The sequence below is a fragment of the Rickettsiales bacterium genome, from assembly GCA_041396965.1.
Classification (GTDB): domain Bacteria; phylum Pseudomonadota; class Alphaproteobacteria; order Rickettsiales; family SXRF01; genus SXRF01.
In genome coordinates, this window is sequence record JAWKXN010000001.1 from 549,386 (window position 1) to 570,562 (window position 21,177).

At 41.3% G+C, this 21,177-nt stretch carries 33 protein-coding genes; all 33 read left to right on the top strand.

The features are described from left to right. Position 1 precedes the first annotated feature (1 nt). The 33 genes from rplB to R3D71_02955 all read left to right on the top strand — a co-directional run bounded on the left by rplB (position 2) and on the right by R3D71_02955 (position 21,082). The gene (gene rplB, locus R3D71_02795) at positions 2-832 is read left to right on the top strand and encodes a 50S ribosomal protein L2 (protein MEZ5690577.1); all 831 of its coding nucleotides are present in this window, start codon (positions 2-4) and stop codon (positions 830-832) included. A gap of 29 nt (positions 833-861) precedes the next feature. Further along, positions 862-1,137 carry a 30S ribosomal protein S19 gene (rpsS, locus tag R3D71_02800; protein ID MEZ5690578.1) on the top strand — a complete coding sequence of 92 codons (276 nt, stop codon included), beginning with the start codon at positions 862-864 and terminating at the stop codon, positions 1,135-1,137. A gap of 19 nt (positions 1,138-1,156) precedes the next feature. Next, entirely contained in the window at positions 1,157-1,537 is a 381-nt protein-coding gene (rplV, locus tag R3D71_02805; GenBank protein ID MEZ5690579.1) for a 50S ribosomal protein L22, read from the top strand. Position 1,538: 1 nt separating this feature from the next. Then, complete coding sequence (rpsC, locus tag R3D71_02810) at positions 1,539-2,234, top strand: 30S ribosomal protein S3 (GenBank protein MEZ5690580.1); 696 nt, start codon at positions 1,539-1,541, stop codon at positions 2,232-2,234. 17 nt (positions 2,235-2,251) lie between these two features. Beyond that, on the top strand, positions 2,252-2,671 hold the full coding sequence (gene rplP / locus R3D71_02815; GenBank protein ID MEZ5690581.1) for a 50S ribosomal protein L16: 420 nt from the start codon (positions 2,252-2,254) through the stop codon (positions 2,669-2,671). 1 nt (position 2,672) lies between these two features. After that, positions 2,673-2,915, top strand: coding sequence for a 50S ribosomal protein L29 (rpmC, locus tag R3D71_02820; protein MEZ5690582.1), 243 nt, complete (start codon positions 2,673-2,675; stop codon positions 2,913-2,915). Positions 2,916-2,918: 3 nt separating this feature from the next. Beyond that, positions 2,919-3,149 (top strand): 30S ribosomal protein S17, encoded by a 231-nt coding sequence (gene rpsQ / locus R3D71_02825; GenBank protein MEZ5690583.1) that lies wholly within the window; start codon positions 2,919-2,921, stop codon positions 3,147-3,149. Positions 3,150-3,194: 45 nt separating this feature from the next. Further along, complete coding sequence (rplN, locus tag R3D71_02830) at positions 3,195-3,563, top strand: 50S ribosomal protein L14 (protein ID MEZ5690584.1); 369 nt, start codon at positions 3,195-3,197, stop codon at positions 3,561-3,563. Positions 3,564-3,581: 18 nt separating this feature from the next. After that, a complete protein-coding gene (gene rplX, locus R3D71_02835) occupies positions 3,582-3,896 on the top strand; it encodes a 50S ribosomal protein L24 (GenBank protein MEZ5690585.1) in 315 nt (104 codons plus the stop codon). After that, positions 3,896-4,474, top strand: coding sequence for a 50S ribosomal protein L5 (rplE, locus tag R3D71_02840; protein ID MEZ5690586.1), 579 nt, complete (start codon positions 3,896-3,898; stop codon positions 4,472-4,474). Before rplX ends, rplE begins: the two co-directional genes overlap by 1 nt. Positions 4,475-4,519: 45 nt before the next feature. Continuing rightward, a complete protein-coding gene (gene rpsN, locus R3D71_02845) occupies positions 4,520-4,825 on the top strand; it encodes a 30S ribosomal protein S14 (protein MEZ5690587.1) in 306 nt (101 codons plus the stop codon). A 9-nt stretch (positions 4,826-4,834) separates the two neighbouring features. After that, the gene (gene rpsH / locus R3D71_02850) at positions 4,835-5,230 is read left to right on the top strand and encodes a 30S ribosomal protein S8 (GenBank protein MEZ5690588.1); all 396 of its coding nucleotides are present in this window, start codon (positions 4,835-4,837) and stop codon (positions 5,228-5,230) included. A 51-nt stretch (positions 5,231-5,281) separates the two neighbouring features. Next, positions 5,282-5,818, top strand: a complete 537-nt coding sequence (gene rplF, locus R3D71_02855; GenBank protein ID MEZ5690589.1) for a 50S ribosomal protein L6 — start codon at positions 5,282-5,284, stop codon at positions 5,816-5,818. Beyond that, positions 5,818-6,189 (top strand): 50S ribosomal protein L18, encoded by a 372-nt coding sequence (rplR, locus tag R3D71_02860; GenBank protein ID MEZ5690590.1) that lies wholly within the window; start codon positions 5,818-5,820, stop codon positions 6,187-6,189. Before rplF ends, rplR begins: the two co-directional genes overlap by 1 nt. A gap of 43 nt (positions 6,190-6,232) precedes the next feature. Then, positions 6,233-6,829 carry a 30S ribosomal protein S5 gene (gene rpsE / locus R3D71_02865; GenBank protein ID MEZ5690591.1) on the top strand — a complete coding sequence of 199 codons (597 nt, stop codon included), beginning with the start codon at positions 6,233-6,235 and terminating at the stop codon, positions 6,827-6,829. A gap of 235 nt (positions 6,830-7,064) precedes the next feature. Continuing rightward, positions 7,065-7,238 (top strand): 50S ribosomal protein L30, encoded by a 174-nt coding sequence (gene rpmD / locus R3D71_02870; GenBank protein MEZ5690592.1) that lies wholly within the window; start codon positions 7,065-7,067, stop codon positions 7,236-7,238. A gap of 40 nt (positions 7,239-7,278) precedes the next feature. Further along, entirely contained in the window at positions 7,279-7,734 is a 456-nt protein-coding gene (gene rplO, locus R3D71_02875; GenBank protein ID MEZ5690593.1) for a 50S ribosomal protein L15, read from the top strand. Positions 7,735-7,902: 168 nt separating this feature from the next. Continuing rightward, positions 7,903-9,198 carry a preprotein translocase subunit SecY gene (gene secY, locus R3D71_02880; protein MEZ5690594.1) on the top strand — a complete coding sequence of 432 codons (1,296 nt, stop codon included), beginning with the start codon at positions 7,903-7,905 and terminating at the stop codon, positions 9,196-9,198. Further along, a complete protein-coding gene (locus tag R3D71_02885; GenBank protein ID MEZ5690595.1) occupies positions 9,195-9,857 on the top strand; it encodes an adenylate kinase in 663 nt (220 codons plus the stop codon). Before secY ends, R3D71_02885 begins: the two co-directional genes overlap by 4 nt. Before the next feature lie 101 nt (positions 9,858-9,958). After that, on the top strand, positions 9,959-10,336 hold the full coding sequence (gene rpsM / locus R3D71_02890) for a 30S ribosomal protein S13 (GenBank protein ID MEZ5690596.1): 378 nt from the start codon (positions 9,959-9,961) through the stop codon (positions 10,334-10,336). A gap of 27 nt (positions 10,337-10,363) precedes the next feature. Continuing rightward, positions 10,364-10,762: a 30S ribosomal protein S11 gene (gene rpsK, locus R3D71_02895; GenBank protein ID MEZ5690597.1), complete on the top strand. Its 399-nt coding sequence runs from the start codon at positions 10,364-10,366 to the stop codon at positions 10,760-10,762. Positions 10,763-10,826: 64 nt separating this feature from the next. Further along, positions 10,827-11,840: a DNA-directed RNA polymerase subunit alpha gene (locus tag R3D71_02900; GenBank protein MEZ5690598.1), complete on the top strand. Its 1,014-nt coding sequence runs from the start codon at positions 10,827-10,829 to the stop codon at positions 11,838-11,840. 40 nt (positions 11,841-11,880) lie between these two features. After that, positions 11,881-12,300 carry a 50S ribosomal protein L17 gene (gene rplQ, locus R3D71_02905; GenBank protein MEZ5690599.1) on the top strand — a complete coding sequence of 140 codons (420 nt, stop codon included), beginning with the start codon at positions 11,881-11,883 and terminating at the stop codon, positions 12,298-12,300. A 171-nt stretch (positions 12,301-12,471) separates the two neighbouring features. Continuing rightward, the gene (crcB, locus tag R3D71_02910; protein MEZ5690600.1) at positions 12,472-12,849 is read left to right on the top strand and encodes a fluoride efflux transporter CrcB; all 378 of its coding nucleotides are present in this window, start codon (positions 12,472-12,474) and stop codon (positions 12,847-12,849) included. After that, positions 12,849-13,793: an RluA family pseudouridine synthase gene (locus R3D71_02915; protein MEZ5690601.1), complete on the top strand. Its 945-nt coding sequence runs from the start codon at positions 12,849-12,851 to the stop codon at positions 13,791-13,793. Before crcB ends, R3D71_02915 begins: the two co-directional genes overlap by 1 nt. Positions 13,794-13,852: 59 nt before the next feature. Next, complete coding sequence (locus R3D71_02920; GenBank protein ID MEZ5690602.1) at positions 13,853-14,956, top strand: hypothetical protein; 1,104 nt, start codon at positions 13,853-13,855, stop codon at positions 14,954-14,956. After that, positions 14,953-15,267, top strand: a complete 315-nt coding sequence (locus tag R3D71_02925; protein ID MEZ5690603.1) for a hypothetical protein — start codon at positions 14,953-14,955, stop codon at positions 15,265-15,267. The genes R3D71_02920 and R3D71_02925 overlap by 4 nt, the downstream gene beginning before the upstream one ends. A gap of 16 nt (positions 15,268-15,283) precedes the next feature. Then, positions 15,284-15,652, top strand: a complete 369-nt coding sequence (locus R3D71_02930; protein MEZ5690604.1) for a hypothetical protein — start codon at positions 15,284-15,286, stop codon at positions 15,650-15,652. After that, positions 15,649-16,326, top strand: coding sequence for an ATP12 family protein (locus tag R3D71_02935; GenBank protein ID MEZ5690605.1), 678 nt, complete (start codon positions 15,649-15,651; stop codon positions 16,324-16,326). The genes R3D71_02930 and R3D71_02935 overlap by 4 nt, the downstream gene beginning before the upstream one ends. A gap of 108 nt (positions 16,327-16,434) precedes the next feature. Beyond that, a complete protein-coding gene (locus tag R3D71_02940; protein ID MEZ5690606.1) occupies positions 16,435-17,991 on the top strand; it encodes an acyl-CoA carboxylase subunit beta in 1,557 nt (518 codons plus the stop codon). A 16-nt stretch (positions 17,992-18,007) separates the two neighbouring features. After that, entirely contained in the window at positions 18,008-18,364 is a 357-nt protein-coding gene (locus R3D71_02945) for a DUF3592 domain-containing protein (protein ID MEZ5690607.1), read from the top strand. Positions 18,365-18,497: 133 nt separating this feature from the next. After that, positions 18,498-18,893: a flagellar basal body rod C-terminal domain-containing protein gene (locus R3D71_02950; protein ID MEZ5690608.1), complete on the top strand. Its 396-nt coding sequence runs from the start codon at positions 18,498-18,500 to the stop codon at positions 18,891-18,893. Between the two features lie 197 nt (positions 18,894-19,090). Then, positions 19,091-21,082 (top strand): acetyl/propionyl/methylcrotonyl-CoA carboxylase subunit alpha, encoded by a 1,992-nt coding sequence (locus tag R3D71_02955; protein MEZ5690609.1) that lies wholly within the window; start codon positions 19,091-19,093, stop codon positions 21,080-21,082. Positions 21,083-21,177 lie beyond the last annotated feature (95 nt).

Consider the following 21,177-nt stretch of genomic DNA (forward strand, 5'->3'; position numbering starts at 1 on the left):
GATGGCTCTTAAAAGTTTCAAACCAACAACTCCCGCCCAACGTCAATTAGTTATCGTTGACCGTAGTGAGCTTTATAAAGGTAAGCCGGTTAAAAAACTTACTGTCGGTAAAAAGAAAAGTGGTGGTCGTAACCATTATGGTCGTCTGACCTCTTTTCGTGTTGGCGGTGGTCATAAACAATCTTACCGTATCATAGATTTCAAACGCAGTAAGAAAGATGTGTCGGCGGTTGTTGAGCGCATAGAATATGATCCTAATCGTACATCGTTTATCGCTCTTATTAAGTATGATGATGGCGAGCTAGCTTACATCATAGCGCCGCAACGTCTTGCTGTTGGTGATAATGTTGTATCATCTGACAAGGCAGATATTAAAGTTGGCAATAGTATGCAGCTTAAGAATATTCCAGTTGGAACTATAGTTCACAATGTTGAGATGAAGGTTGGTAAAGGTGGACAATTAGCCAGATCCGCCGGTACTTATGTTCAAATAGTCGGTCGTGATGGCGGATATGTTCAGATAAAACTTCGTTCTGGTGAGTTAAGAATGGTTCCTGCCGGTTGTATGGCGACAATTGGAGCGGTTTCTAATCCTGACAATCAGAATATAGTTGTCGGTAAAGCTGGTCGTAGCCGCTGGCTTGGTATTCGTCCATCTGTTCGTGGTGTCGCTATGAACCCTATAGACCATCCACATGGTGGTGGTGAGGGGCGTACTAGTGGTGGTCGTCACCCGGTTACTCCTTGGGGTAAAGGAACAAAAGGAACGAAGACCCGTTCACGTAAGAAAAAGAATAAGCTTATTATCCGTAATAGGCATCAGAGTAAGTAATTAGATAGTAATTAGAGGAATTAATAGTTATGGCACGCTCAGTTTGGAAAGGACCTTTCGTAGATGGTTATCTGCTTAAAAAAGCAGACGCGGCAAGGAATTCAGGACGCAATCAGATAATTAAGATATGGTCGCGCCGTTCTACCATTCTACCACAATTTGTGGGGCTTACCTTTGGTGTATATAATGGTAAAAAATTTATTCCCGTATCTGTAAATGAGGATATGGTTGGTCATAAATTCGGTGAATTTTCGCCAACACGTACCTATTATGGTCATGGCGCTGATAAGAAGACTAAGAAATAAGGATTGAAAAGAGGGTTTTATGTCTAAAAAAGCAACAGAGCGCGGTTTGGCTCCAAATGAGGCGAAGGCGGTTATAAACCGTATTCGTGTTAGCCCACAAAAGTTGAATCTGGTCGCGGGATTGATACGTGGTATGGATGTAAGCAGCGCGCTTACCCAGCTTTCATTCTCCAGCAAAAGAATAGCCGGTGATGTTAAGAAGGCTTTGCAGTCCGCTATCGCTAATGCTGAGAATAACCATAATCTAAATGTTGATTCTTTGTATGTAAAAGAGGCATATGTCGGAAAAAATTTGGTAATGAAACGCATGCATACACGTGGTCGTGGTAAGTCAGCTCGTGTGTTCAGACCATTTGCTAATTTAACGCTAATTGTGCGCGAAAAAGAGGAGAACGTTTAATATGGGGCAGAAGGTAAATGCGATAGGTCTTAGAGTAGGCATTAATAAGACTTGGGATTCACGCTGGTTTGCCGGTAAAGATTACGCCGATAAACTACATGAGGACTATAAGATTCAGGCTTACTTGAAGAAGGCTCTAGGCTCTGCTGGTATCAGCAAAGTGATGATTGAACGTCCTACTAAAAAGGCTAATATTAGTATCCATGCCGCTCGTCCAGGTGTGGTTATTGGTAAGAAAGGCGCTGATATTGATCGGATTAAGAAAGATCTAGCGAAGTTTACTAAAGATGAAGTTAATCTTAACATAGTTCCGGTTCCTAAGCCAGAGCTTGACGCTACTCTAATCGCTGAGTCAATCGCCCAGCAGCTAGAAAAGCGTGTGGCTTTCCGCCGTGCTATGAAACGCGCGGTGCAATCTTGCCTTCGTCTTGGCGCGCTTGGGATTCGTGTTAATGTTAGTGGTCGTCTTGGTGGAGCTGAGATAGCCCGCATGGAATGGTATCGTGAAGGACGTGTTCCTCTGCATACTCTACGTGCGGATGTTGATTATGGTGTAGCTCGCTCCGAGACCGCGTATGGTACTATCGGTGTTAAAGTATGGGTGTTCAAGGGAGAAATACTTGGTAAAGAGAAAAAATCTGAATCACAGAGTCCTGCTGATTCAGCTCCAGTTGAACTAATAGCAAGTAATAATTAAGAGTTGGTTTTTGTGTTATGATGAGTCCTAAGAAAACTAAATATCGTAAAGCCCACAAAGGGCGCATAAAAGGCGCTTCTAAAGGTGGTTTTACATTGAATTTTGGAGAATATGGTTTGAAAGCCATGCAACCTGAGCGTATTACCGCCCGTCAGATAGAAGCGGCTCGCCGTACTATATCAAGGCACGTAAAGCGTGTTGGTCGTATGTGGATAAGGATTTTTCCAGATGTGCCAGTTACCAGTAAGCCTGCTGAGGTTCGTATGGGTAAAGGTAAAGGGTCTGTTGAATATTGGGCTGCTCGTGTTGCGCCGGGACGCATTTTATTTGAGGTAGAAGGAGTTCCTGAGAATGTAGCGCGTGAGGCGTTCGAGCGCGCTTCTGCTAAGCTTCCAATAAAAACCAAATTTGTCGCCCGTGTGAAGGAGGAGAATTAATATGAAAATCGCCGAGCTTCGCGCAAAAAGTAGTGAGGAGTTAAAAGATATTATTTTAACTTCCAAAAAAGAACAGTTTAACCTGCGTATGCAGGCGGCTGCCGGTTCTCTTGAGAATAGGCAAGGTATAAAAAAAGCTCGCCGCACTATCGCTAGGGCAAAAACTTTGTTGAATGAAGAAAATAAAAATGCTAAAAGCGCTACCCCTAAAAAGGTTAGGGCAAAAAAAGAGAAGAAGGGATAGATCATGCCAAGGCGTGTATTACAAGGTGTAGTAGTTAGTGATAAAGCTGAGAAAACCGTAACTGTTCTGGTTGAGCGTAGGGTTTCTCATCCACTTTATAAAAAGACTATCCGTCGCTCCAAGAAATATGCGGCGCATGATGAGAAAAACCAGTTTAAGATTGGTGATAAAGTGCAGATTGAAGAGTCTGTACCAGTTTCCAAGACTAAAAGCTGGCGAGTTGTTTATTCGTAAGATTTTGATGGAAATATACAGTAAGTTTTGTAGGAAAGAAGTGATATGATACAACAGCAATCCAAACTTGAGGTGGCCGATAATTCAGGAGCTCGTCGGGTTATGTGTATAAAGGTTCTTGGTGGGGCTGGACGTAAGTTCGCTTCTGTTGGGGATGTTATAATGGTGTCGGTAAAGGACGCTATACCTCGTGGTAAGGTCAAAAAAGGAGAGGTTCATCGCGCTGTTATAGTCAGAACTAGTCGTGATATACATCGTCCTGACGGTAGTACCATCCGTTTTGATAAAAATGCCGCTGTGTTGCTTACCAAGCAGAACGAACCTATAGGGACTCGTATATTTGGTCCTGTTACTCGTGAATTGCGCGCTAAGCAGTTTATGAAAATTGTGTCACTAGCGCCGGAAGTATTATAAGTTAAGGAATCATTGAAAATGGCTGTTAAATTCAAAATAAAAAAAGGTGATGAGGTAGTTGTTATCGCCGGTAAGGAAAAAGGCAGGAAAGGTAAGATTACCAAAGTAATCACCGATGAAAGCAGGGTTATTGTAAGTGGGCTTAACATGGTTAAGCGTCATACCAAGCCGAGCAGGGAGTCTGCTGGTGGCATCATAGAGAAAGAAGCGCCTTTGCATATATCAAATGTCGCTCTTGTTGATGCTGGCTCTGGTAAGCCTACACGTATTGGTTATAAAATGGAAGGTGAGCGTAAGGTGCGTGTCGCTAAGCGTTCAGGAGAGGTAGTATAATGGCTGGTAAGGCAAAGAAAACCGCGTCAAGTGGCTATGTTCCACGTCTTAAATCTGTTTATGAGAAGGATATTCGTCCAGCTCTTCAGAAGCAGTTTAATTATGGGAATGTTATGCAGGTTCCTAAACTTGATAAGATTGTTATCAATATGGGGGTTGGTGAGACTGTAGCTGATAGTAAAGTTATTCAGAACGCGGTAGGAGAACTTACTCTTATTTCTGGTCAAAAAGCTGTTATAACCAGAGCGAAGAAAGCTATCGCTGGTTTTAAGCTACGTGAGAATATGCCAGTAGGCTGTAAGGTTACGCTTCGTGGTAATCGTATGTATGAGTTTCTTGATCGTTTGGTTAATGTTGCTATGCCGCGTGTTCGTGATTTTCGTGGTATTTCGCCGAAGAGTTTTGATGGTCGCGGGAATTACGCTTTTGGTCTTAAAGAGCAAATTGTATTTCCTGAGATCAATTATGATAAGATAGACCAGATTCGTGGTATGGATATTATAATATGTAGTACGGCAAATAATAATGAGGAAGCAAAGGCTCTGCTATCTTCGTTTAATATGCCTTTTATAAGGTAAATTCGTCAAATAAGTTGGTAAAGTAGATCGGAGAGATTAAAGATTATGGCTAAAGTGGGTTCTATAAATAAAAACAAAAACCGTATGGCGAAGATAGAAAAGTTCGCCGCTAAGCGTAAGGAACTAAAATCTATCGTTATGAATAGAGAGCTTCCTTTTGATGAGCGTCTTCAGGCGCAAATGAAGCTTTCGGCTTTGCCAAGAAACGGAGCGAAAACCCGTTATCGTAATCGTTGTGAGCTTACTGGTCGTGCTCGTGGAGTATACCGCAAGTTCAAATTATCTCGTATCAAATTACGTGAGCTAGGAGCGTTTGGACGTGTACCTGGTCTTACTAAGGCAAGTTGGTAGGAGGTAGTTATGTCAATGAATTATCGTCTCGCTGATATGCTTTCTCTGATTCGTAACGGACAGTCAGCCCGTCTTTCTACCGTTAGCTGTCAGGCTACCAAACTTCTTGGAGGAGTTTTGGAGGTTCTTAAAAAGGAAGGGTTTATAGAAGGGTTCAAGCGTGTTGAGGAAAGTGGTAAAGCTAAGTTTGATATTACTTTGAAATATGAGGGTGGTCAGCGTGTCATCAAGGAAATAAACTGTATATCCAAGCCGGGTCGTAGAGTTTACAGTGAGATTTCTAGCCTTCCTAAGTATTTTAATGGTCTTGGGATCGCTATACTTTCTACCTCAAAGGGCGTTATGTCGGATTTTGACGCTCGCAAGGCTAATGTTGGCGGCGAGGTTCTTTGTTCAGTATTTTAGAGTTTATTTTGGTAATTGTTTAGTTTTAGTTGTTAGGAAGTTGAGGATAAAATGTCTCGTGTAGGTAAGCATCCAGTTGTTATTCCATCCGGTGTTACGGTTACAGTTGACGCTGGTGAGATAGCGGTAAAAGGGGCGAAGGGAGAGCTAAAAGCTCCGGTTTCTTCCAGTGTTAATGTTACCGTTGATGACGGCAAGGTTATTGTCCTGCCAGTAAATAAGAGTGATAAACATTCCAGAGCTATGTGGGGAACAACCCGTAGTCAGCTAAATAACATGGTAGATGGAGTGTCTAAAGGCTTTACTGTTGAGCTTGAGATACAAGGTGTCGGGTTTCGTGCGGCGGCTGATAAAAATTATCTAACCTTATCACTCGGTTTTAGTCATGAGATAAAATACGCGATTCCAGAAGGTATATCTATAGTCTGTGAAAAACCAACGTCAGTTGCTATATCTGGTTTTGATAAAAGGCTTATAGGTCAGGTTGCCGCTGAGATTAGGGCGCTGCGTAAACCTGAGCCATATAAAGGTAAAGGTGTTCGTAAGAAGGGTGAATTTGTCCGTAAGTTAGAAGGGAAGAAAAAATAATGTCTCAGGTAAATAAATCTCAAATGTTATTTGAACGCCGTAGGAGGCGTGTTCGCTATAATCTTCGTAGGCAAATGAATAATCGCTTGCGTCTTAGCGTTTTTCGCTCTGGTAAACATATTTACGCCCAGTTAATAGATGATAGCAAAGGAGCTACCGTTGCTGCCGCTTCCTCTCTTGATTCAGAAGTAAAAACAAGTGTTAAGTCTACCAGCTCAATTGAGGCGGCTAAATTGACCGGTGCTTTAATCGCGAAAAGAGCGAAGAAAGCTGATGTAAAGGAAGTTGTATTTGATCGTGGTGGCTATTTGTTTCATGGTCGTGTTAAAGCTTTGGCGGATTCCGCGCGTGAGGCAGGTTTAGCGTTTTAACTGATATTTACGAATATTTTAATTAATAGTTAGGGAAATTAATATGGTACGTCCAGAACGTAATGATAAGAAAAATAACCGCGAAGAACAGTCTGATCTGGTTGACAGGTTGGTCTCTATAAACCGTGTCGCTAAGGTGGTTAAGGGTGGTCGCCGTTTTGGTTTCGCTGCGCTTGTCGTTGTTGGTGATGGCAAGGGTAGGGTAGGATATGGTTCTGGCAAAGCTAAGGAAGTTTCTGACGCTATGCGTAAGGCTACCGATAACGCGAAGAAGTCAATGGTCAGAATTCCACTACGTGAGGGTCGTACAGTGCATTATGATCTTTATGGTCGTTTTGGCGCTGGTAAGGTTATTATACGCACAGCTCCGGTCGGTACCGGTATCATTGCTGGTGGTCCTATGCGTGCTGTTTTTGAGGCGTTGGGCGTACAGGACGTAGTCGCTAAGTCAGTTGGTACTTCTAACCCGCATAATATGTTAAAAGCAACTTTTGATGCTCTTGAAGGTATGAAGTCGCCACGCGCGATCGCGGCTAAGCGTGGTAAAGCTATCGGTGAGATAGTAGAGCGTCGTGAAGGCAAAGCGATAGAGGCAGCCTCATCTAAGCCAGAAAAAATAGTTAAAGAGGCGAAGGAGTAGTAATATGGCGACTGAATCTACAAAGAAAGAGCAATCAGAAAAGGCTAAGGCAAAGAAATCTCCCGCTAAAGCGGAAAGCACCGCCAAAAAAACAGCTAAAAAGGTTGATAGTAAAAAAACTGAGCCTAAAAAAGTGGAATCTGTGCCTGCTGCGAAGCCTAAAACCTTCAGAGGGTTTTCTAATAGCAATAAAGCTGATGCGGAAAGGGAAAGTAAGAGGACAACTGCTGGTAAAATTAAGGTAACCCAGATGGTTGGTACTATCGGTCGTAAGGCTGATCAGCGGGCTACTCTTGTCGGTCTTGGTCTTAATAAGCGCCACAGAAGTCGTGTTCTTGAGGATACACCATCTATACGTGGTATGATCTACAAGGTTCGTCACTTGGTAAAAGTTGAGTCTGTTGGTTAACTATAGTTGATTGGTAATGTAAGTTTTTAGGAATAAGAAGATGCAGTTAAATGAGTTAAAAGATAATGATGGAGCTAGGCACCGTAAAATGCGTGTTGGACGTGGTATAGGCTCTGGTAAGGGTAAGACATGTGGTCGTGGTGGCAAAGGTCAAACCGCGCGTACTGGTGTTCGCATCAATGGTTTTGAAGGTGGTCAGACTCCTATACATCGTCGTCTTCCTAAGCGTGGATTTAATAACTACACACGTCATGAATATGAGGTGGTGAATCTTGGTTCTATCCAAAAAGCGATTGATAATGGCAAGCTTAAGGCAGGCGATATCGGTCTTAATGAGCTAAAAGAGTCAGGATTGGTTCGTAAAACCGCCACTGAGGTAAAACTTCTTGCCAAAGGTGAATTATCAGCAAAAGTAAATATTACTGTTAAGTTTGTCTCAGATAGTGCTAAGAATGCTATTGAAAAAAATGGTGGTAAAATTATATTATCAGCATAAGTTGTAAAACTTATTTATATACTAGTTTTGAGTAATTTTTATTCATAATGAGTATAGCTGTGTATTTTGTTAGAAATTTCAGTTACGATTTTTCTGGTCTGTATCTGGTCTGTAATTTAATAGAATGGTTTTAATATGACATCAGCCGCTGAGCGTTTTGCTAGTAATATGAATTTCAGCACCTTCTCAAAAGCGACTGAACTGAAAAAACGTTTATGGTTTGTGCTGGGTGCCTTAATCGTATATCGTATAGGAACTTACATACCAGTCCCAGGAATTGACCCTAATATACTAGCTGAGATTTTTGAAAGACACCAAGGTGGTGTTATCGGAGTATTCAATATGTTCTCTGGTGGCGGTTTATCTCGTATGTCTATTTTTGCCCTTGCTGTTATGCCTTATATATCTGCTTCAATTATAATGCAGATATTCTCCTATGCTATACCATCGCTTGCCGCTCTTAAAAAGGATGGTGAGGCTGGGCAAAGAAAGATAAACCAATATACTAGGTATGGAACAGTGTTTCTTGCCGCTTTGCAAGGATATGGTATTGCGGTGGGGCTTGAGGGAATGACCGGAAGCAGAGGTTCCGCGGTTATGGATCCGGGTGCTTTTTTTAGGTTTACCACGACTGTTACCTTAATTGGTGGTACCATGTTTCTGATGTGGCTTGGTGAGCAAGTGACCGCTCGCGGTATCGGGAATGGTATTTCTTTAATAATTTTCGCCGGTATTGTAGCAAACCTGCCAAGTGCTATCGGTCAGACTTTTGAACTAGGTCGTACTGGTGAGCTCTCCACACCTTTTGTGTTATTGATAATTCTTGTTGTGCTAGCTCTTATCGCCCTAATAGTTTTTATTGAAAGCGCGCAGAGAAGAGTGGTAATCCAATACCCAAGAAGACAAATGGGAGATCGGGAAGCTAACCATATGCCGCTTAAAATTAATACTGCCGGTGTTATTCCGCCAATATTCGCTAGCTCGCTACTCCTATTTCCGCTTACGATAGCTAGTTTTAACGCTGAAGGAGGCGGTGTTTTGCAAACTATAAGCGCTTACCTCGCTCATGGTGAGCCATTATACATAGTTTCGTATGTAGGGCTTATAGTGTTTTTTAGTTTTTTCTACACATCTGTTGTATTTAACGCGGAGGACACAGCGGATAATCTTAAGAAGAACGGAGGTTTCATCGCTGGTGTAAGACCAGGGAAGCAGACTGCTGATTATCTTAGTTTTATCCTTACTAGGCTTACTGCGGTTGGCGCTATATACATGTCTTTGGTTTGTGTTATGCCTGAGATATTTGTCGCTAAATATTCTGTTCCTTTCCAGCTTGGTGGGACTGGACTTCTAATTGTCGTAAATGTGGTTATTGATTTCGTGACTCAGGTACAGTCGCATCTATTTTCACACCAATATGAGGGGTTAATTAAAAAAGCTCGTTTGAAAGGCAGGATTAAATGAAAATAATTCTACTTGGTCCTCCTGGTGCCGGAAAAGGTACTCAGGCGCAATATCTTCAAAATAAATTATCAATAGCCAAGCTTTCAACTGGCGATATGTTGCGCGCTGCTGTTGCCTCTGGTAGCGATATCGGTACGAAAGCTAAGGATATTATGGATAACGGTGGACTTGTTCCAGATGAATTGGTGCTTGATTTGATTCGTGAGCGAATAAAACAGTCTGATTGTGTCAATGGTTTTATATTGGATGGTTTTCCACGCACATTAAAACAGGCGGAGTCTCTGGATGATATGCTTGAAGGTGAGGGGGCAGCCATAGATTGTGTTATAGAGATAAAGATTAATGATGAGGCTCTTGTAAAACGTATAGCTGGAAGATTTTCCTGTTCTGGCTGTGGCGCTGGCTATCACGATAGCTTCAAGAAACCTCAAAAAGACGGGGTTTGTGATGAATGTGGCGCTACTGATTTCACCCGCCGTGCTGACGATAATGCTGGTACGGTAGCAAAACGCTTAGAGGCTTATCACCAGCAAACAGCCCCATTATTGCCTTATTATCGGCAAAAAGGGATGCTAGAATCTGTCGATGGAATGGCTGAAATTGGTGACGTTACCAAAAGTATTGATGATATTTTGAAAATAGTGAAAAAAAATAGATAAAACATATTGACGGAAGCGATAATTTCCCTATTATCCTTCCTCTTCTTGACTATTTTTTGTGATTTATTAATTTGTAATTTGTTAATTTAAGAGGTTTTTTTGTGGCTCGTATTGCTGGTGTAAATATACCTTCTGGGAAGCGTATTGATGTGGCGCTTACCTACATTTATGGTATTGGAAGTGCTAAATCCGCACAAATATGTGAAAAGGCTGGATTGTCGCCTGAAAAGCGGGTGCATCAACTGTCTGAGTCTGAGGTAATACAGGTGCGTGAGATTATTGACCGTGATTATATGGTTGAAGGTGATCTTCGTCGTGAAATATCCATGAATATTAAAAGATTGGTTGATTTAGGGTGTTATCGTGGTTTGCGTCACAGGAAGAAGTTGCCGGTGAGAGGGCAGCGTACTCATACTAACGCCCGTACTCGTAAGGGTAAGGCGAAGCCGATAGCTGGTAAAAAAATAGCAAGTAAATAGTAAATAGTTAGTTGAAAAGGAATAAAAATGGCAGCTAAAGAAGCGGGTGCCGCGAGGCTTAAGAAACGTGAGCGTAAAAATATAACCACAGGTGTGGCTCATGTTAATGCATCTTTTAATAACACTATCATAACGATAACCGATATGCAGGGCAATACTGTGTCATGGTCGTCTGCTGGACACCACGGTTTTAAGGGATCTCGTAAGGCTACTCCGTACGCCGCGCAAGTAACCGCTGAGGATGCTGGTAGAAAAGCTCAGGAGCATGGTATGAAAACCATTTCTATCATAGTGAAAGGACCTGGTTCTGGTCGTGAGTCAGCTCTTCGCGCTTTTCAGGCAATTGATTTTACGGTGACCTCCATAAAGGATGTCACGCCCGTTCCTCATAATGGTTGCCGCCCACCAAAACGTCGTCGGGTGTGAGTGTTGGGGTTTTTTATTGGTTTTTGTTGTTTTGATTTATAGCTTGATACTTAGGAGAATGTAAATGTTGGCAAAAAATTGGCAGGATATGATTAAGCCGACCAAACTTGATGTGGTAGCTTCAAAAAGCAATTCATGTCAGGCTACTGTTATAGCCGAGCCTTTGGAAAGAGGTTTTGGACACACTCTTGGTGTGGCGTTACGTCGTGTTTTATTATCGTCATTGCGGGGAACTGCGGTAACTTCTATAAAGGTTGAAGGCGTTCTTCATGAATTCTCCTCAATACCAGGTGTACGTGAGGACGTAACAGATGTGATTCTTAATATCAAAGAGCTACGTTTTAAGACAGGGACCGCCGATAAAAAGAAGATAACCCTTAAGGCGAATGGTCTTGGAGAGGTTAGAGCTTCTGATATAGAAGTGTCAGGTGATTTAGAGGTGGTAAATAAAGACCATGTAATCTGTACTCTTGATAAGGACGCTAAGCTTGATATGGAGATGACAGTAGAAGCCGGTAAAGGCTATGTACGCGCTCAACGTGCTGAGGATGCTCCAATAGGTCTTATCCCTGTTGATGCTTTATTTAGCCCTGTTGTAAAAGTTTCCTATAAGGTTGATAATGCTCGTGTTGGTCAGATAACTGACTACGATAAATTATCTATGGACATTGAGACCGATGGTTCAATTACCGCTGAAGACGCTGTCGCTCTTGCCGCTCGTATTTTACAAGAGCAGCTGCAGCTATTCATCAATTTTGAGGAAGCTGGTATAGAGCAAAAAGAAGATGAAAAGCCAGAGTTGCCATTTAGCCACTATCTGCTCAAGAAGGTGTATGATCTTGATGAGCTTTCAGTAAGAGCTACTAACTGTCTTAAGAATGACAATATCATCTATGTTGGTGACTTAGTACAAAAAACTGAGGGTGAGATGCTTAAAACACCTAATTTTGGTCGTAAATCACTAAATGAGATTAAAGAAAAATTGGCCAAAATTGGGCTGCGTTTTGGTATGGAAGTACCAAGTTGGCCCCCAGAGAATATAGAAGAATTAGCTCGTAAATACGAGGATCCATATTAATCATAGACGTTAGTCTAAGAAACATTTGAGGAGTAGTAAAATGCGTCACGGTATGAAAGGTCGCAAATTGGGTCGTAAGTCAGCACATCGTAAGGCGATGTTTGCTAATCTTGCGAATGCGTTGATAAAACATGAGCAAATTTCTACGACTTTGCCTAAAGCGAAGGATTTGCGTCCTGTAGTTGAGAAACTAGTAACTCTTGGTAAGAGAGGTGATTTGCACGCTCGTCGTCAAGCAATAGCTTTCGTCAAGGATGCGGAGATAGTCGGAAAACTTTTCTCTACTATAGCTGAACGTTATAAGACTCGTAACGGTGGTTATTTGCGGGTGCTTAAAGCAGGCTTCCGTTATGGTGATAACGCTCCAATGGCGATTATAGAGTTTGTGGATCGTGATGAGTCAGCGAAAGGCAAAGATTCTGGCGCGCCAGTTGAAACTGAGGACGCTGTCGCTGCTTAGTTATAATAACTTGTCTCGTCTTAGCCCTTTAGAGAGAAGATGGAAGCGAATGGAATAACTTTATTTTTGCAGAGAAAATAAAGTAGGCTAGTTGTAGTTTAGTAAAATTCTAAATATAGGTTGTTCTGGTAAGTTTAATAGCTCTGGAGTCATAACGGAATGATAAATCTTATGTCATTGATATATGTTATGGTTGGTGGTGCTGTTGGTTCACTACTTCGTTATTTGCTTATGTCTTTTGTCGGACGTATTACCTTAAGTGAGTTTCCTTATTCTACTCTTGCTGTGAATATCGTAGGCTCGTTCCTGATGGGAGTGTGGATAGCAGCGGTAGCTTATTGGCTGCCATCTAAATCAAAAGATTTACATTTACTTTTCGCTGTTGGTCTTCTTGGCGGATTTACCACATTTTCTACATTTAGTCTTGATTTGTTTTACCTAATTGAAAAAGGTGCTTACAGCAGCGCTGTTTATTACATTTTATCATCCATAATAGCTTCTGTTATCGCTTTGGTTTGCGGCATGTTTGTTGTACGGATTATCGTATAATGATTGTAAATAAGCTTGTTGAAAACGATAGTGATAATATTAGGTTGGATAGATGGTTTAAGCGTAATTATCCCTCGTTAAATCACTCATCGTTAGAAAAAATGCTGCGCAAAGGGGAAATACGTCTTGATGGCAATAAGGTGAAATCGTCAACAAGAATAAGCGGTGGACAAAATATAAGCTATCCAGAATTTATTGACAAATTACCGCCTACAACAAGACAGTCCAGTATAAGTAAGGATGATATAAAATTTATAAATAGTCTCGTTCTGTATAAAGACAATAATTTAATTATAATAAATAAGCCGTCAGGTCTTGCCACACAAGGTGGTAGCAAAATAAGAAAAAACGTTGACGGATTGCTTGATGGACTTAAGTCTGGAAATGAGATTCGCCCTAAACTCGTCCATCGCTTAGATAAAGATACTAGTGGTATATTGGCGCTCGCTCTAAATAGTCAGTCAGCTAACTACTTAACCAAAATGTTCGCTGATAAGAAAATAGAGAAAACTTATGTTGCTCTTGTCAATAATCGCCCAAAACAAGCAAAGGGAACTATAGATTACAGCTTAATTAAAACCGGTAATTCCACCGGCTCATACGAAAAAATAGAGGTAGATGAGGAAGATGGAAAATACGCGATAACCGAGTATCTGGTTTTGGATTCTATTGGCAAAGAATACGCACTGGTGGAATTAAAGCCACTTACCGGACGCACCCACCAGCTGCGTGTGCATATGCAGGCGATTGGTTGCCCGATAGTGGGAGATGGTAAATATGGTGGAATTAATGGCAATGAGAATAACATAGGTATAGAAAACGGCTTGCACCTGCACGCAAGAAGGATAGTTATTCCGGCGTTTTTAGGTGGCAAAAAAATAGATATAACTGCCCCATTTCCTGAACATATGCAAAAAAGCTTTAAGAATCTGGGGATTAATTAAATTGCGTTTATCTTTTTATTCATTTAGAATATTTAAGAAAATTAATCTGGTTACATGAAATGCACCCTGAGCAAACTGAAATTATAACTCCAAAAACAGTTAATTTTCCTGAAACTGCTAAACAGGAATTTATTGCTTACATCAAAGAACATTGCAGTGATGATAATCCTTACGTGGATTTTGAAAGCAAAAGATATGCTCTGGCAGTAAAAATGCATGACGCGCTTAAGAAAGTAGCGCAAGAGCAAGGAAATGAAGCAAAAAACGCTAAGGAACTATTAGAGTTTACAGGGAATCTCCGTAAAGGAAGAAACAATCCACCATTACTTATCAAGAACTTTCCTGTAGACGCAAAAGAGGATTTGCTTTCCCCGCCGACAAACCCCAAAGATTTCTCTCACTCTCCACCGGAAAAAACTGGGAAAAAAGGATATATAACGGAATGGGCATTAGAGGCATTTAATACATTGAGTAGTATGTCTCCAATTCAGAAAAAATCTCTGCAAGATGGCAGGCGTTACCATTGGCTAATACCGCGGAAAGGAAAGGAGGATTCCAAAAGTAGTTATGGTTCTATGTTGTTTGAGCTACATACAGAGGATGCATCACATTTAGGTGATAATGATATGCAAATTATGTTGCTTGGGTTACGTAATAAAAAAACACCAACTATTTTGTTACCATTAGAAGACGCAAAACGTATTTTTATAAAAGAGTTTAGTAAAGAAGAATTGGATTTATTAAAACTTCCTGTGTTTAAATTTACCCCTGATACCAAAAGATTTCAAGATGCTTTGCCTTGTACCAGAGCTATGCTCAAATGTAATTTAGAAGGTGATTTTACAGAAATGCAAATGCATGGCAACTTGGATAGAATAAAAGTTGATCAAGAAGCTGTTAGGAATCACAATGTAGATACAGGCAGAGTACAAGCACTCATCAAAAAAGTCTCCAATGTTTTGGCCGAAATAAATCAAGGAGTGATTTTAGGGCATGGAGATTTGCTGGTTTTTGATAATTTACGGGCACTTCACTCCCGAACCTACTTACATGAGGATGATAGAAAAAAAGGTGAAGAGCGACATTTAATGCGTACCCAAAGTTACCGTGACGATGTGGTAAAGGGTAGAGTGGAAAATGAAATTGGGGCATCCAGATCATGAAATTATACGTGTATTATACTTCACCCGCCGATAACATGGCGTTTGACGCTATACGAGGAATGGCTTTAATCCATGATATTAATCATGTTGAATTTTGCTCTAATCCAGAAGAATGTGACAGATCATTATTTCTGATAAGCTCTGCCAGTGATATTAAAAAAATACGAGAAACACAGAATAAATTAAACTTGCTCAAGAAACCGTTTTTTACTTTCTGGATTCACGGTGATAGAGAAAAAATGCCTAACCTTCCGGAATTAAATATTGCCGTTTGGGATGAGGGGGCTATCTTAAATATTCTAAAAAATTAACAATAATGGAGGATATATGAAGAGATTTATTTTATTGCTGTTAGGCTTGGTAAGCATCGGCAATTTTATTTTTATGTATTGGCTGAATCCGTTAAACTTGATTTCAACATTATCTGTAGGGGCGTGGTTATCATTGCCCTATGCGACTCTAGCGCTATTGATACGCTATATAGTAAAAAATAAGACGGATATTATACCAATTTTGTTTGTTGTTGCCGCTATTACTATTTTTGCTATTAGAGAAATAATTAATAGTGTATTCATAAATCCAGACCCACAAGGCGCATTGGTGTTTTTGTTTGTTCCAATCTATCAATTTGCTATTATTGCTCTTGCCGTAGTCATATTGATGGTAATAAAATTGACACGGAAAAAAACAATATGACCATCCCGACACACACACCGGCGAAGAATGAATTCGTTTTGTCTTCTAATTCTCTTAAAGAAGCGATAGAGAAAGAATGGAATTGTCACCCCGCACTTGTTGCGGGGTCTGAAAATAAAAAAGACCGGATACCGCAACGAGTGCGGTATGACAGTAGTAAAATGCCGCTCACCGCGCTTGCCTATACCGCGATAGACAAAATATCCGCTAGAAAAAATGATGTCGTTGAGGCGCTGATGGTATATGTTGATAGTGACGCTCTTACTTATCGTGCTACCAGCTCCGACGAATTAGCTGAGTTGCAGAACCAGAAATGGGGAAATGTGCTGGATAATTTAGGCAGGAGGTTTGATGTATCTTGGCAAATCACCAGCGGAGTGATGCCGCTTGACCAGTCACCGCTTGTGCATAAAGCCATAAGACGTTACCTAGAATCACTTGATGAGTGGCATATAGCGGCATTTTGTGTAATCTCCTCGCTTTGCTCATCCATCGCTCTTGCCATAGCAGTCTGTGAGAAGCAGATAAGCGCGGCGGAGGCTTTTGACTTATCACGGTTGGAGGAGAATTTTCAGGCGGAAAAATGGGGGCGTGATGAAGAAGCGGAGCACAGAGCGGGAAAAATGGAAGATGAAATTATCGCCGCCGGACATTTTTTAAGCTTGCTTGGATAGTTATAAACAGGCTATTAAGGTGCTACTATATTTTTATTAACTTCATCGGAAAAAATAATGACAATAGCAAAAAGAAAAAATGTTATTAGTAAAGAAATTATAGCACAAATGACTGCGAAAGCCCCTTTGCAGTCAGACACGGTTATCGCTGAATTAGAGCATCGTAGGGAAGGCGCGCGTAGAGGAGGCGGTCAGAAAAGAACCGACGCGCAACACTCTAAAGGAAAACTTACCGCTCGTGAGCGTATAGATGTATTGCTTGATCCGGATTCCTTTGAAGAATTTGATATGTTCGTTGAGCATCGCTGTACTAATTTTGGCATGCAAGATAATGTGATACCTGGTGACGGCTGTGTTACCGGACACGGAACGATAAACGGCAGGTTAGTCTATATATATAGTCAGGATTTCACGGTTCTTGGTGGCTCTCTGTCTGAGACTAATGCTGAGAAAATATGCAAGATTTTAGACATGGCGATGAAAGTAGGAGCGCCGGTTATCGGTTTGCTTGACTCAGGAGGAGCGCGTATCCAAGAAGGTGTCGATTCGCTTGGTGGGTTCGCTGAGATTTTTCAGCGCAATGTACTCGCTTCTGGCGTTATTCCACAAATATCGGTGATAATGGGACCATGCGCTGGTGGCGCGGTATATTCTCCGGCACTTACCGATTTCATAATAATGGTACGTGGTTCTTCATACATGTTTGTAACTGGTCCTGACGTGGTTAAAACCGTAACTCATGAGATAGTAAGTCAAGAACAGTTAGGGGGTGCGGATACCCATACTCATAAAACCGGTGTCGCTGACCTTGCGTATGATAACGATATAGAGGCGTTGATTCAGGTGCGTCGGATGTTTAATTTCTTGCCGCTTTCTAATAAGACAGGTGTTCCAGTGCGCCCAACCTCTGATCCTGCGGATCGGGTGGAGATGTCACTAAATACCTTAGTACCGGAAAATCCAAATAAAGCCTACAACATGAAAGAGCTTTTGGAAAGAGTAGTTGATGAGGGTGATTTCTTTGAGGTGCAGCCGGATTACGCTAAAAATATAATTATCGGCTTTGGTAGAATGGAGGGACATACGGTTGGTTTTGTCGCTAACCAACCAACTCAACTCGCCGGTTGTCTTGATATTGACGCTTCTCGTAAAGCCGCTCGTTTTATCCGTTTCTGTGACGCTTTCTCAATACCGCTAGTTACATTTGTTGATGTTCCAGGATTTATGCCCGGAACTCATCAAGAACATAATGGGGTAATTAAGCATGGAGCTAAGTTGCTGTTCGCTTACGCGGAGGCTACCGTGCCGAAAATTACCGTGATAACCCGTAAAGCTTACGGTGGCGCTTATGACGTTATGAGTAGTAAACATCTGCGTGGCGATGTTAATTACGCTTGGCCATCAGCGGAAATCGCGGTTATGGGACCTAAGGGAGCTGTTGAGATAGTATTTCGTGGTAAATTCGCTAACGATGAGGAAGAGCAGAAATTGATTGACGATTACCGTGCTAAATTCGCTTCTCCATTTGTCGCCGCATCACGAGGTTTTATTGATGATATTATCAGACCGCAGAATACACGCTGGCGAATATGCCGCTCGCTTTCAACGCTACGTAGTAAGGATATTAAAAATCCTTGGAAGAAGCATGATAATCTACCATTATAACTCGTTATAACGTAAAATGATAAAGTTGCTTTTAGTTGTTATTTTTATCTTTCTAGTCTTCGTCGTGGCAGGTTGGCAGAAGAGAGGTATTAAAGATTTTGCTGACCGAGCGGAGGTAGTTACAGCCATAGTCATTGAAAAATATGAAAAGACGCGTAAGGCTGACCATCCTTCCCGAGTGGAGAGGATTATAAATTACAGCTACATGGTAGAGGGTAAGGAATATACTGGTGAGGATACGGTAGAGTTTTCTGATTTATGGCAGCAGGTAAAAAAAGGACAGGAAATAGAGGTGTATTTCCTTAGAGAAAATCCTGCGAAAAGCCATCCAGTTATCCTCGTGCGACGCAGAGCGGGAAAAGGAGATTATTGAGCTATATTCATGCGTTACCTCTAGTACCTAGCACCTAATATGTATTTATCTAAAATTTTAACATATATTAATAATTGATTAATTTATCTTATATATACTGTAATGGTGAACGAGTATATATAAGGATTTTCTCATGGTAGATGCCGTAGGTTCCGTCCTTTCCGGTCTTGCCGCCGCTAGCAGAAGGCTAGAGGTAAGCGCTAATAATGTGGCTAATCAACAAAGTACGGCGACACAGGTAAATGGTGTTACCACCAATAAGCCGTTTATTCCAAAAGATGTTGTGCAGATTTCTTTAGGCTCCGGTGGTGTTCGTACTGAGATAAGAGACATTGATAATGCGACTGTAAGAAGACAAGACCCTGATAGTCCACAAGCTGACACGGAAGGGTTTGTTGAGTTTCCTGATGTTGATATCGCTAAGGAATTAGTGGATCAGCAAATCGCCTCTTATGATTTTAAGGCTAACCTGAAGTCAATACAGGTAGCTGACCGCTTGCAACAGAATCTACTAGATATTTTAAGCTAGTAGCGATTATTTTTCTGAATACAGCTTTGCCTTGTTAGCTCTGATCCATTACGTATATGAAAATCAGTATATTTTCACGGGGCAAATATAAATACCTTATCTCCATTCAACTTTTACATTGAATTAGTTTTAGCCGCAGTTTACAAATATAATCCACTTAGGATTAACATTTTTTATATTCTGTAGGTCTTTAACATATGTTCAATAAAATTTTAATAGCAAATCGAGGCGAAATAGCTGTTCGTATTATTCAAACCTGTCGTAAGATGGGTATCAAAACAGTCGCTATATATTCAGAATCAGATACTAGCGCGTTACATGTTAAGGAAGCGGATGAGGCGGTTTATATCGGAGCGTCTCCATCAATTAAAAGCTATCTGAACATAGATAATATTATGAGTGCTATTGATTTTAGTGGCGCGCAAGCAGTTCATCCGGGTTATGGCTTCTTGTCTGAAAACGCTGAGTTTGCTGAAAGACTAAAGGAGGCAGGAGTAACTCTAATTGGACCGGGTGCTGACGCTATCAGGCGGATGGGAGATAAAATAGAATCAAAGAAAGTAGCGGTAAAAGCGGGGGTATCTACCGTGCCAGGTAATTTGGATGTTGTCTCCTCTAACGAGGAAGCAATTAAGATAGTCGCTGATATCGGTTATCCGGTTATGATAAAAGCCGCCGCCGGTGGTGGTGGTAAAGGTATGCGGGTAGCCCGTGATGAAAAAGAACTGATTGATGGCATTAAACACGCCGCTTCAGAAGCCGCTAGTAGCTTTAAGGATAGTCGGGTTTTTATAGAGAAGTTTTTTGAGAATCCCCGCCATATAGAAATTCAGATACTCGCTGATAGTTATGGTAATACGATATGGCTTGGTGAGCGTGAATGTTCAATTCAGCGCCGCCACCAAAAGGTTATAGAAGAAGCGCCGAGCTCTTTTATAAGTGATAAAGTACGCCGTAAAATGGGAGAACAAGCGGTGTCTCTTGCTAAGGAAGTTGGTTATGTATCTGCTGGAACTGTGGAGTTTATAGTTGATAATAACAGCCAGTTCTATTTTCTTGAGATGAACACCCGTCTGCAGGTTGAGCATCGTGTTACCGAGCTTATCACCGGCATAGATTTGGTTGAGCAGATGATTCGCATTGCTGCTGGTGAGAAATTAGAATTAAAGCAGAAAGATATAGAGTTTGAGGGATGGGCGTTTGAGGCTCGTCTCTACGCCGAAGATCCAAAGCGTGGATTCTTGCCTTCTACCGGTAGGGTAGGTCGTTATATTGAGCCAAAAAATATAGACAATATTTTGATTGATACCGGAATTTATGAAGGTGGTGAGGTAAGTATGTTCTACGACCCGATGATCGCTAAGGTATGCTCTTACGGCGATGATCGTAAGGAGGCGATTGATACTTTGAAAACTGCTCTTTCTTCTTTTGTTATAGAGGGAATTTCTCATAATGGCAGTTTTTTGGAAGCCATACTTGCTAATAAACGTTTTGAGGAAGGCGATATATCCACAAATTTTATTGAGGAAGAATATCCTGATGGTTTTATCGGCGCGGAACTTACTTCTGATATTACCAAAACTTTCTTAGGTACTGCGGTCACTGTATTCCTACGTGACGCCGAACGAGCTGCGAAAGTAAGTGGTCAGCTTTATGGTAGAGAGCGAGCTATTGGTTCGCACTGGGTGGTAAGTGTTGATAATGAAAATTATAATATTTATGTTCGTCCGGATCAAGATCAAGGCTATTTTATTACTCACAATCGTAAGCTTATATCAGTAAAAACTCAATGGAAAATCGGGCGTAGCTTATTTCAAGCAACTATAAATGGTAAGCCGGTCGCCGTTCATATAAAGAATCTTGAGGAAGGTTATATACTTACCTATGGTGGCGCGGACGCGGAGGTGAGGGTGCGCTCACCAAGAGTAGCTGAACTAGCGCAGTTCATGCCAGAGAAAAGAGATAGGAATCGTAAAGATCAATTGCTCGCGCCGATTGCCGGACTTATCGTTGAGCTTAAGGTTAAAGAAGGTGAGCAGGTAAACGCTGGTCAGGAGTTGCTAGTAATTGAGGCGATGAAAATGGAAAATGTCATTTACGCCGATCACGCTACGACTATAGAAAAAATAGAGATTGGCGCTAAGGATACAGTGGCGGTTGATCAACTACTTATAAAATTCGCCGCTTAGAGTTTTTCTGTAAGTCAAAAAAATGTATAATTCCAACCGAGCATTAGCGAGTTGAGAAATCTTAAAAATAGGCATAATTAAAAAAGTGTGATGCT

Bases quoted from the DNA above. Each gene is read 5' to 3' on its own strand.
- rplP (MEZ5690581.1), top strand. From the start codon at position 2,252: ATGATGAGTCCTAAGAAAACTAAATATCGTAAAGCCCACAAAGGGCGC.
- R3D71_02950 (MEZ5690608.1), top strand. From the start codon at position 18,498: ATGGTAGATGCCGTAGGTTCCGTCCTTTCCGGTCTTGCCGCCGCTAGC.
- R3D71_02945 (MEZ5690607.1), top strand. From the start codon at position 18,008: ATGATAAAGTTGCTTTTAGTTGTTATTTTTATCTTTCTAGTCTTCGTC.
- R3D71_02885 (MEZ5690595.1), top strand. From the start codon at position 9,195: ATGAAAATAATTCTACTTGGTCCTCCTGGTGCCGGAAAAGGTACTCAG.
- R3D71_02940 (MEZ5690606.1), top strand. From the start codon at position 16,435: ATGACTGCGAAAGCCCCTTTGCAGTCAGACACGGTTATCGCTGAATTA.
- rplX (MEZ5690585.1), top strand. From the start codon at position 3,582: ATGGCTGTTAAATTCAAAATAAAAAAAGGTGATGAGGTAGTTGTTATC.
- rpsQ (MEZ5690583.1), top strand. From the start codon at position 2,919: ATGCCAAGGCGTGTATTACAAGGTGTAGTAGTTAGTGATAAAGCTGAG.
- rpsE (MEZ5690591.1), top strand. From the start codon at position 6,233: ATGGTACGTCCAGAACGTAATGATAAGAAAAATAACCGCGAAGAACAG.
- rplE (MEZ5690586.1), top strand. From the start codon at position 3,896: ATGGCTGGTAAGGCAAAGAAAACCGCGTCAAGTGGCTATGTTCCACGT.
- rplQ (MEZ5690599.1), top strand. From the start codon at position 11,881: ATGCGTCACGGTATGAAAGGTCGCAAATTGGGTCGTAAGTCAGCACAT.
- crcB (MEZ5690600.1), top strand. From the start codon at position 12,472: ATGTCATTGATATATGTTATGGTTGGTGGTGCTGTTGGTTCACTACTT.
- R3D71_02955 (MEZ5690609.1), top strand. From the start codon at position 19,091: ATGTTCAATAAAATTTTAATAGCAAATCGAGGCGAAATAGCTGTTCGT.
- rplV (MEZ5690579.1), top strand. From the start codon at position 1,157: ATGTCTAAAAAAGCAACAGAGCGCGGTTTGGCTCCAAATGAGGCGAAG.
- R3D71_02925 (MEZ5690603.1), top strand. From the start codon at position 14,953: ATGAAATTATACGTGTATTATACTTCACCCGCCGATAACATGGCGTTT.
- rplF (MEZ5690589.1), top strand. From the start codon at position 5,282: ATGTCTCGTGTAGGTAAGCATCCAGTTGTTATTCCATCCGGTGTTACG.
- R3D71_02900 (MEZ5690598.1), top strand. From the start codon at position 10,827: ATGTTGGCAAAAAATTGGCAGGATATGATTAAGCCGACCAAACTTGAT.
- rplN (MEZ5690584.1), top strand. From the start codon at position 3,195: ATGATACAACAGCAATCCAAACTTGAGGTGGCCGATAATTCAGGAGCT.
- rpsK (MEZ5690597.1), top strand. From the start codon at position 10,364: ATGGCAGCTAAAGAAGCGGGTGCCGCGAGGCTTAAGAAACGTGAGCGT.
- R3D71_02920 (MEZ5690602.1), top strand. From the start codon at position 13,853: ATGCACCCTGAGCAAACTGAAATTATAACTCCAAAAACAGTTAATTTT.
- rpmC (MEZ5690582.1), top strand. From the start codon at position 2,673: ATGAAAATCGCCGAGCTTCGCGCAAAAAGTAGTGAGGAGTTAAAAGAT.
- rpsN (MEZ5690587.1), top strand. From the start codon at position 4,520: ATGGCTAAAGTGGGTTCTATAAATAAAAACAAAAACCGTATGGCGAAG.
- secY (MEZ5690594.1), top strand. From the start codon at position 7,903: ATGAATTTCAGCACCTTCTCAAAAGCGACTGAACTGAAAAAACGTTTA.
- rplR (MEZ5690590.1), top strand. From the start codon at position 5,818: ATGTCTCAGGTAAATAAATCTCAAATGTTATTTGAACGCCGTAGGAGG.
- R3D71_02915 (MEZ5690601.1), top strand. From the start codon at position 12,849: ATGATTGTAAATAAGCTTGTTGAAAACGATAGTGATAATATTAGGTTG.
- rplB (MEZ5690577.1), top strand. From the start codon at position 2: ATGGCTCTTAAAAGTTTCAAACCAACAACTCCCGCCCAACGTCAATTA.
- rplO (MEZ5690593.1), top strand. From the start codon at position 7,279: ATGCAGTTAAATGAGTTAAAAGATAATGATGGAGCTAGGCACCGTAAA.
- R3D71_02935 (MEZ5690605.1), top strand. From the start codon at position 15,649: ATGACCATCCCGACACACACACCGGCGAAGAATGAATTCGTTTTGTCT.
- rpsS (MEZ5690578.1), top strand. From the start codon at position 862: ATGGCACGCTCAGTTTGGAAAGGACCTTTCGTAGATGGTTATCTGCTT.
- rpsC (MEZ5690580.1), top strand. From the start codon at position 1,539: ATGGGGCAGAAGGTAAATGCGATAGGTCTTAGAGTAGGCATTAATAAG.
- rpsH (MEZ5690588.1), top strand. From the start codon at position 4,835: ATGTCAATGAATTATCGTCTCGCTGATATGCTTTCTCTGATTCGTAAC.
- R3D71_02930 (MEZ5690604.1), top strand. From the start codon at position 15,284: ATGAAGAGATTTATTTTATTGCTGTTAGGCTTGGTAAGCATCGGCAAT.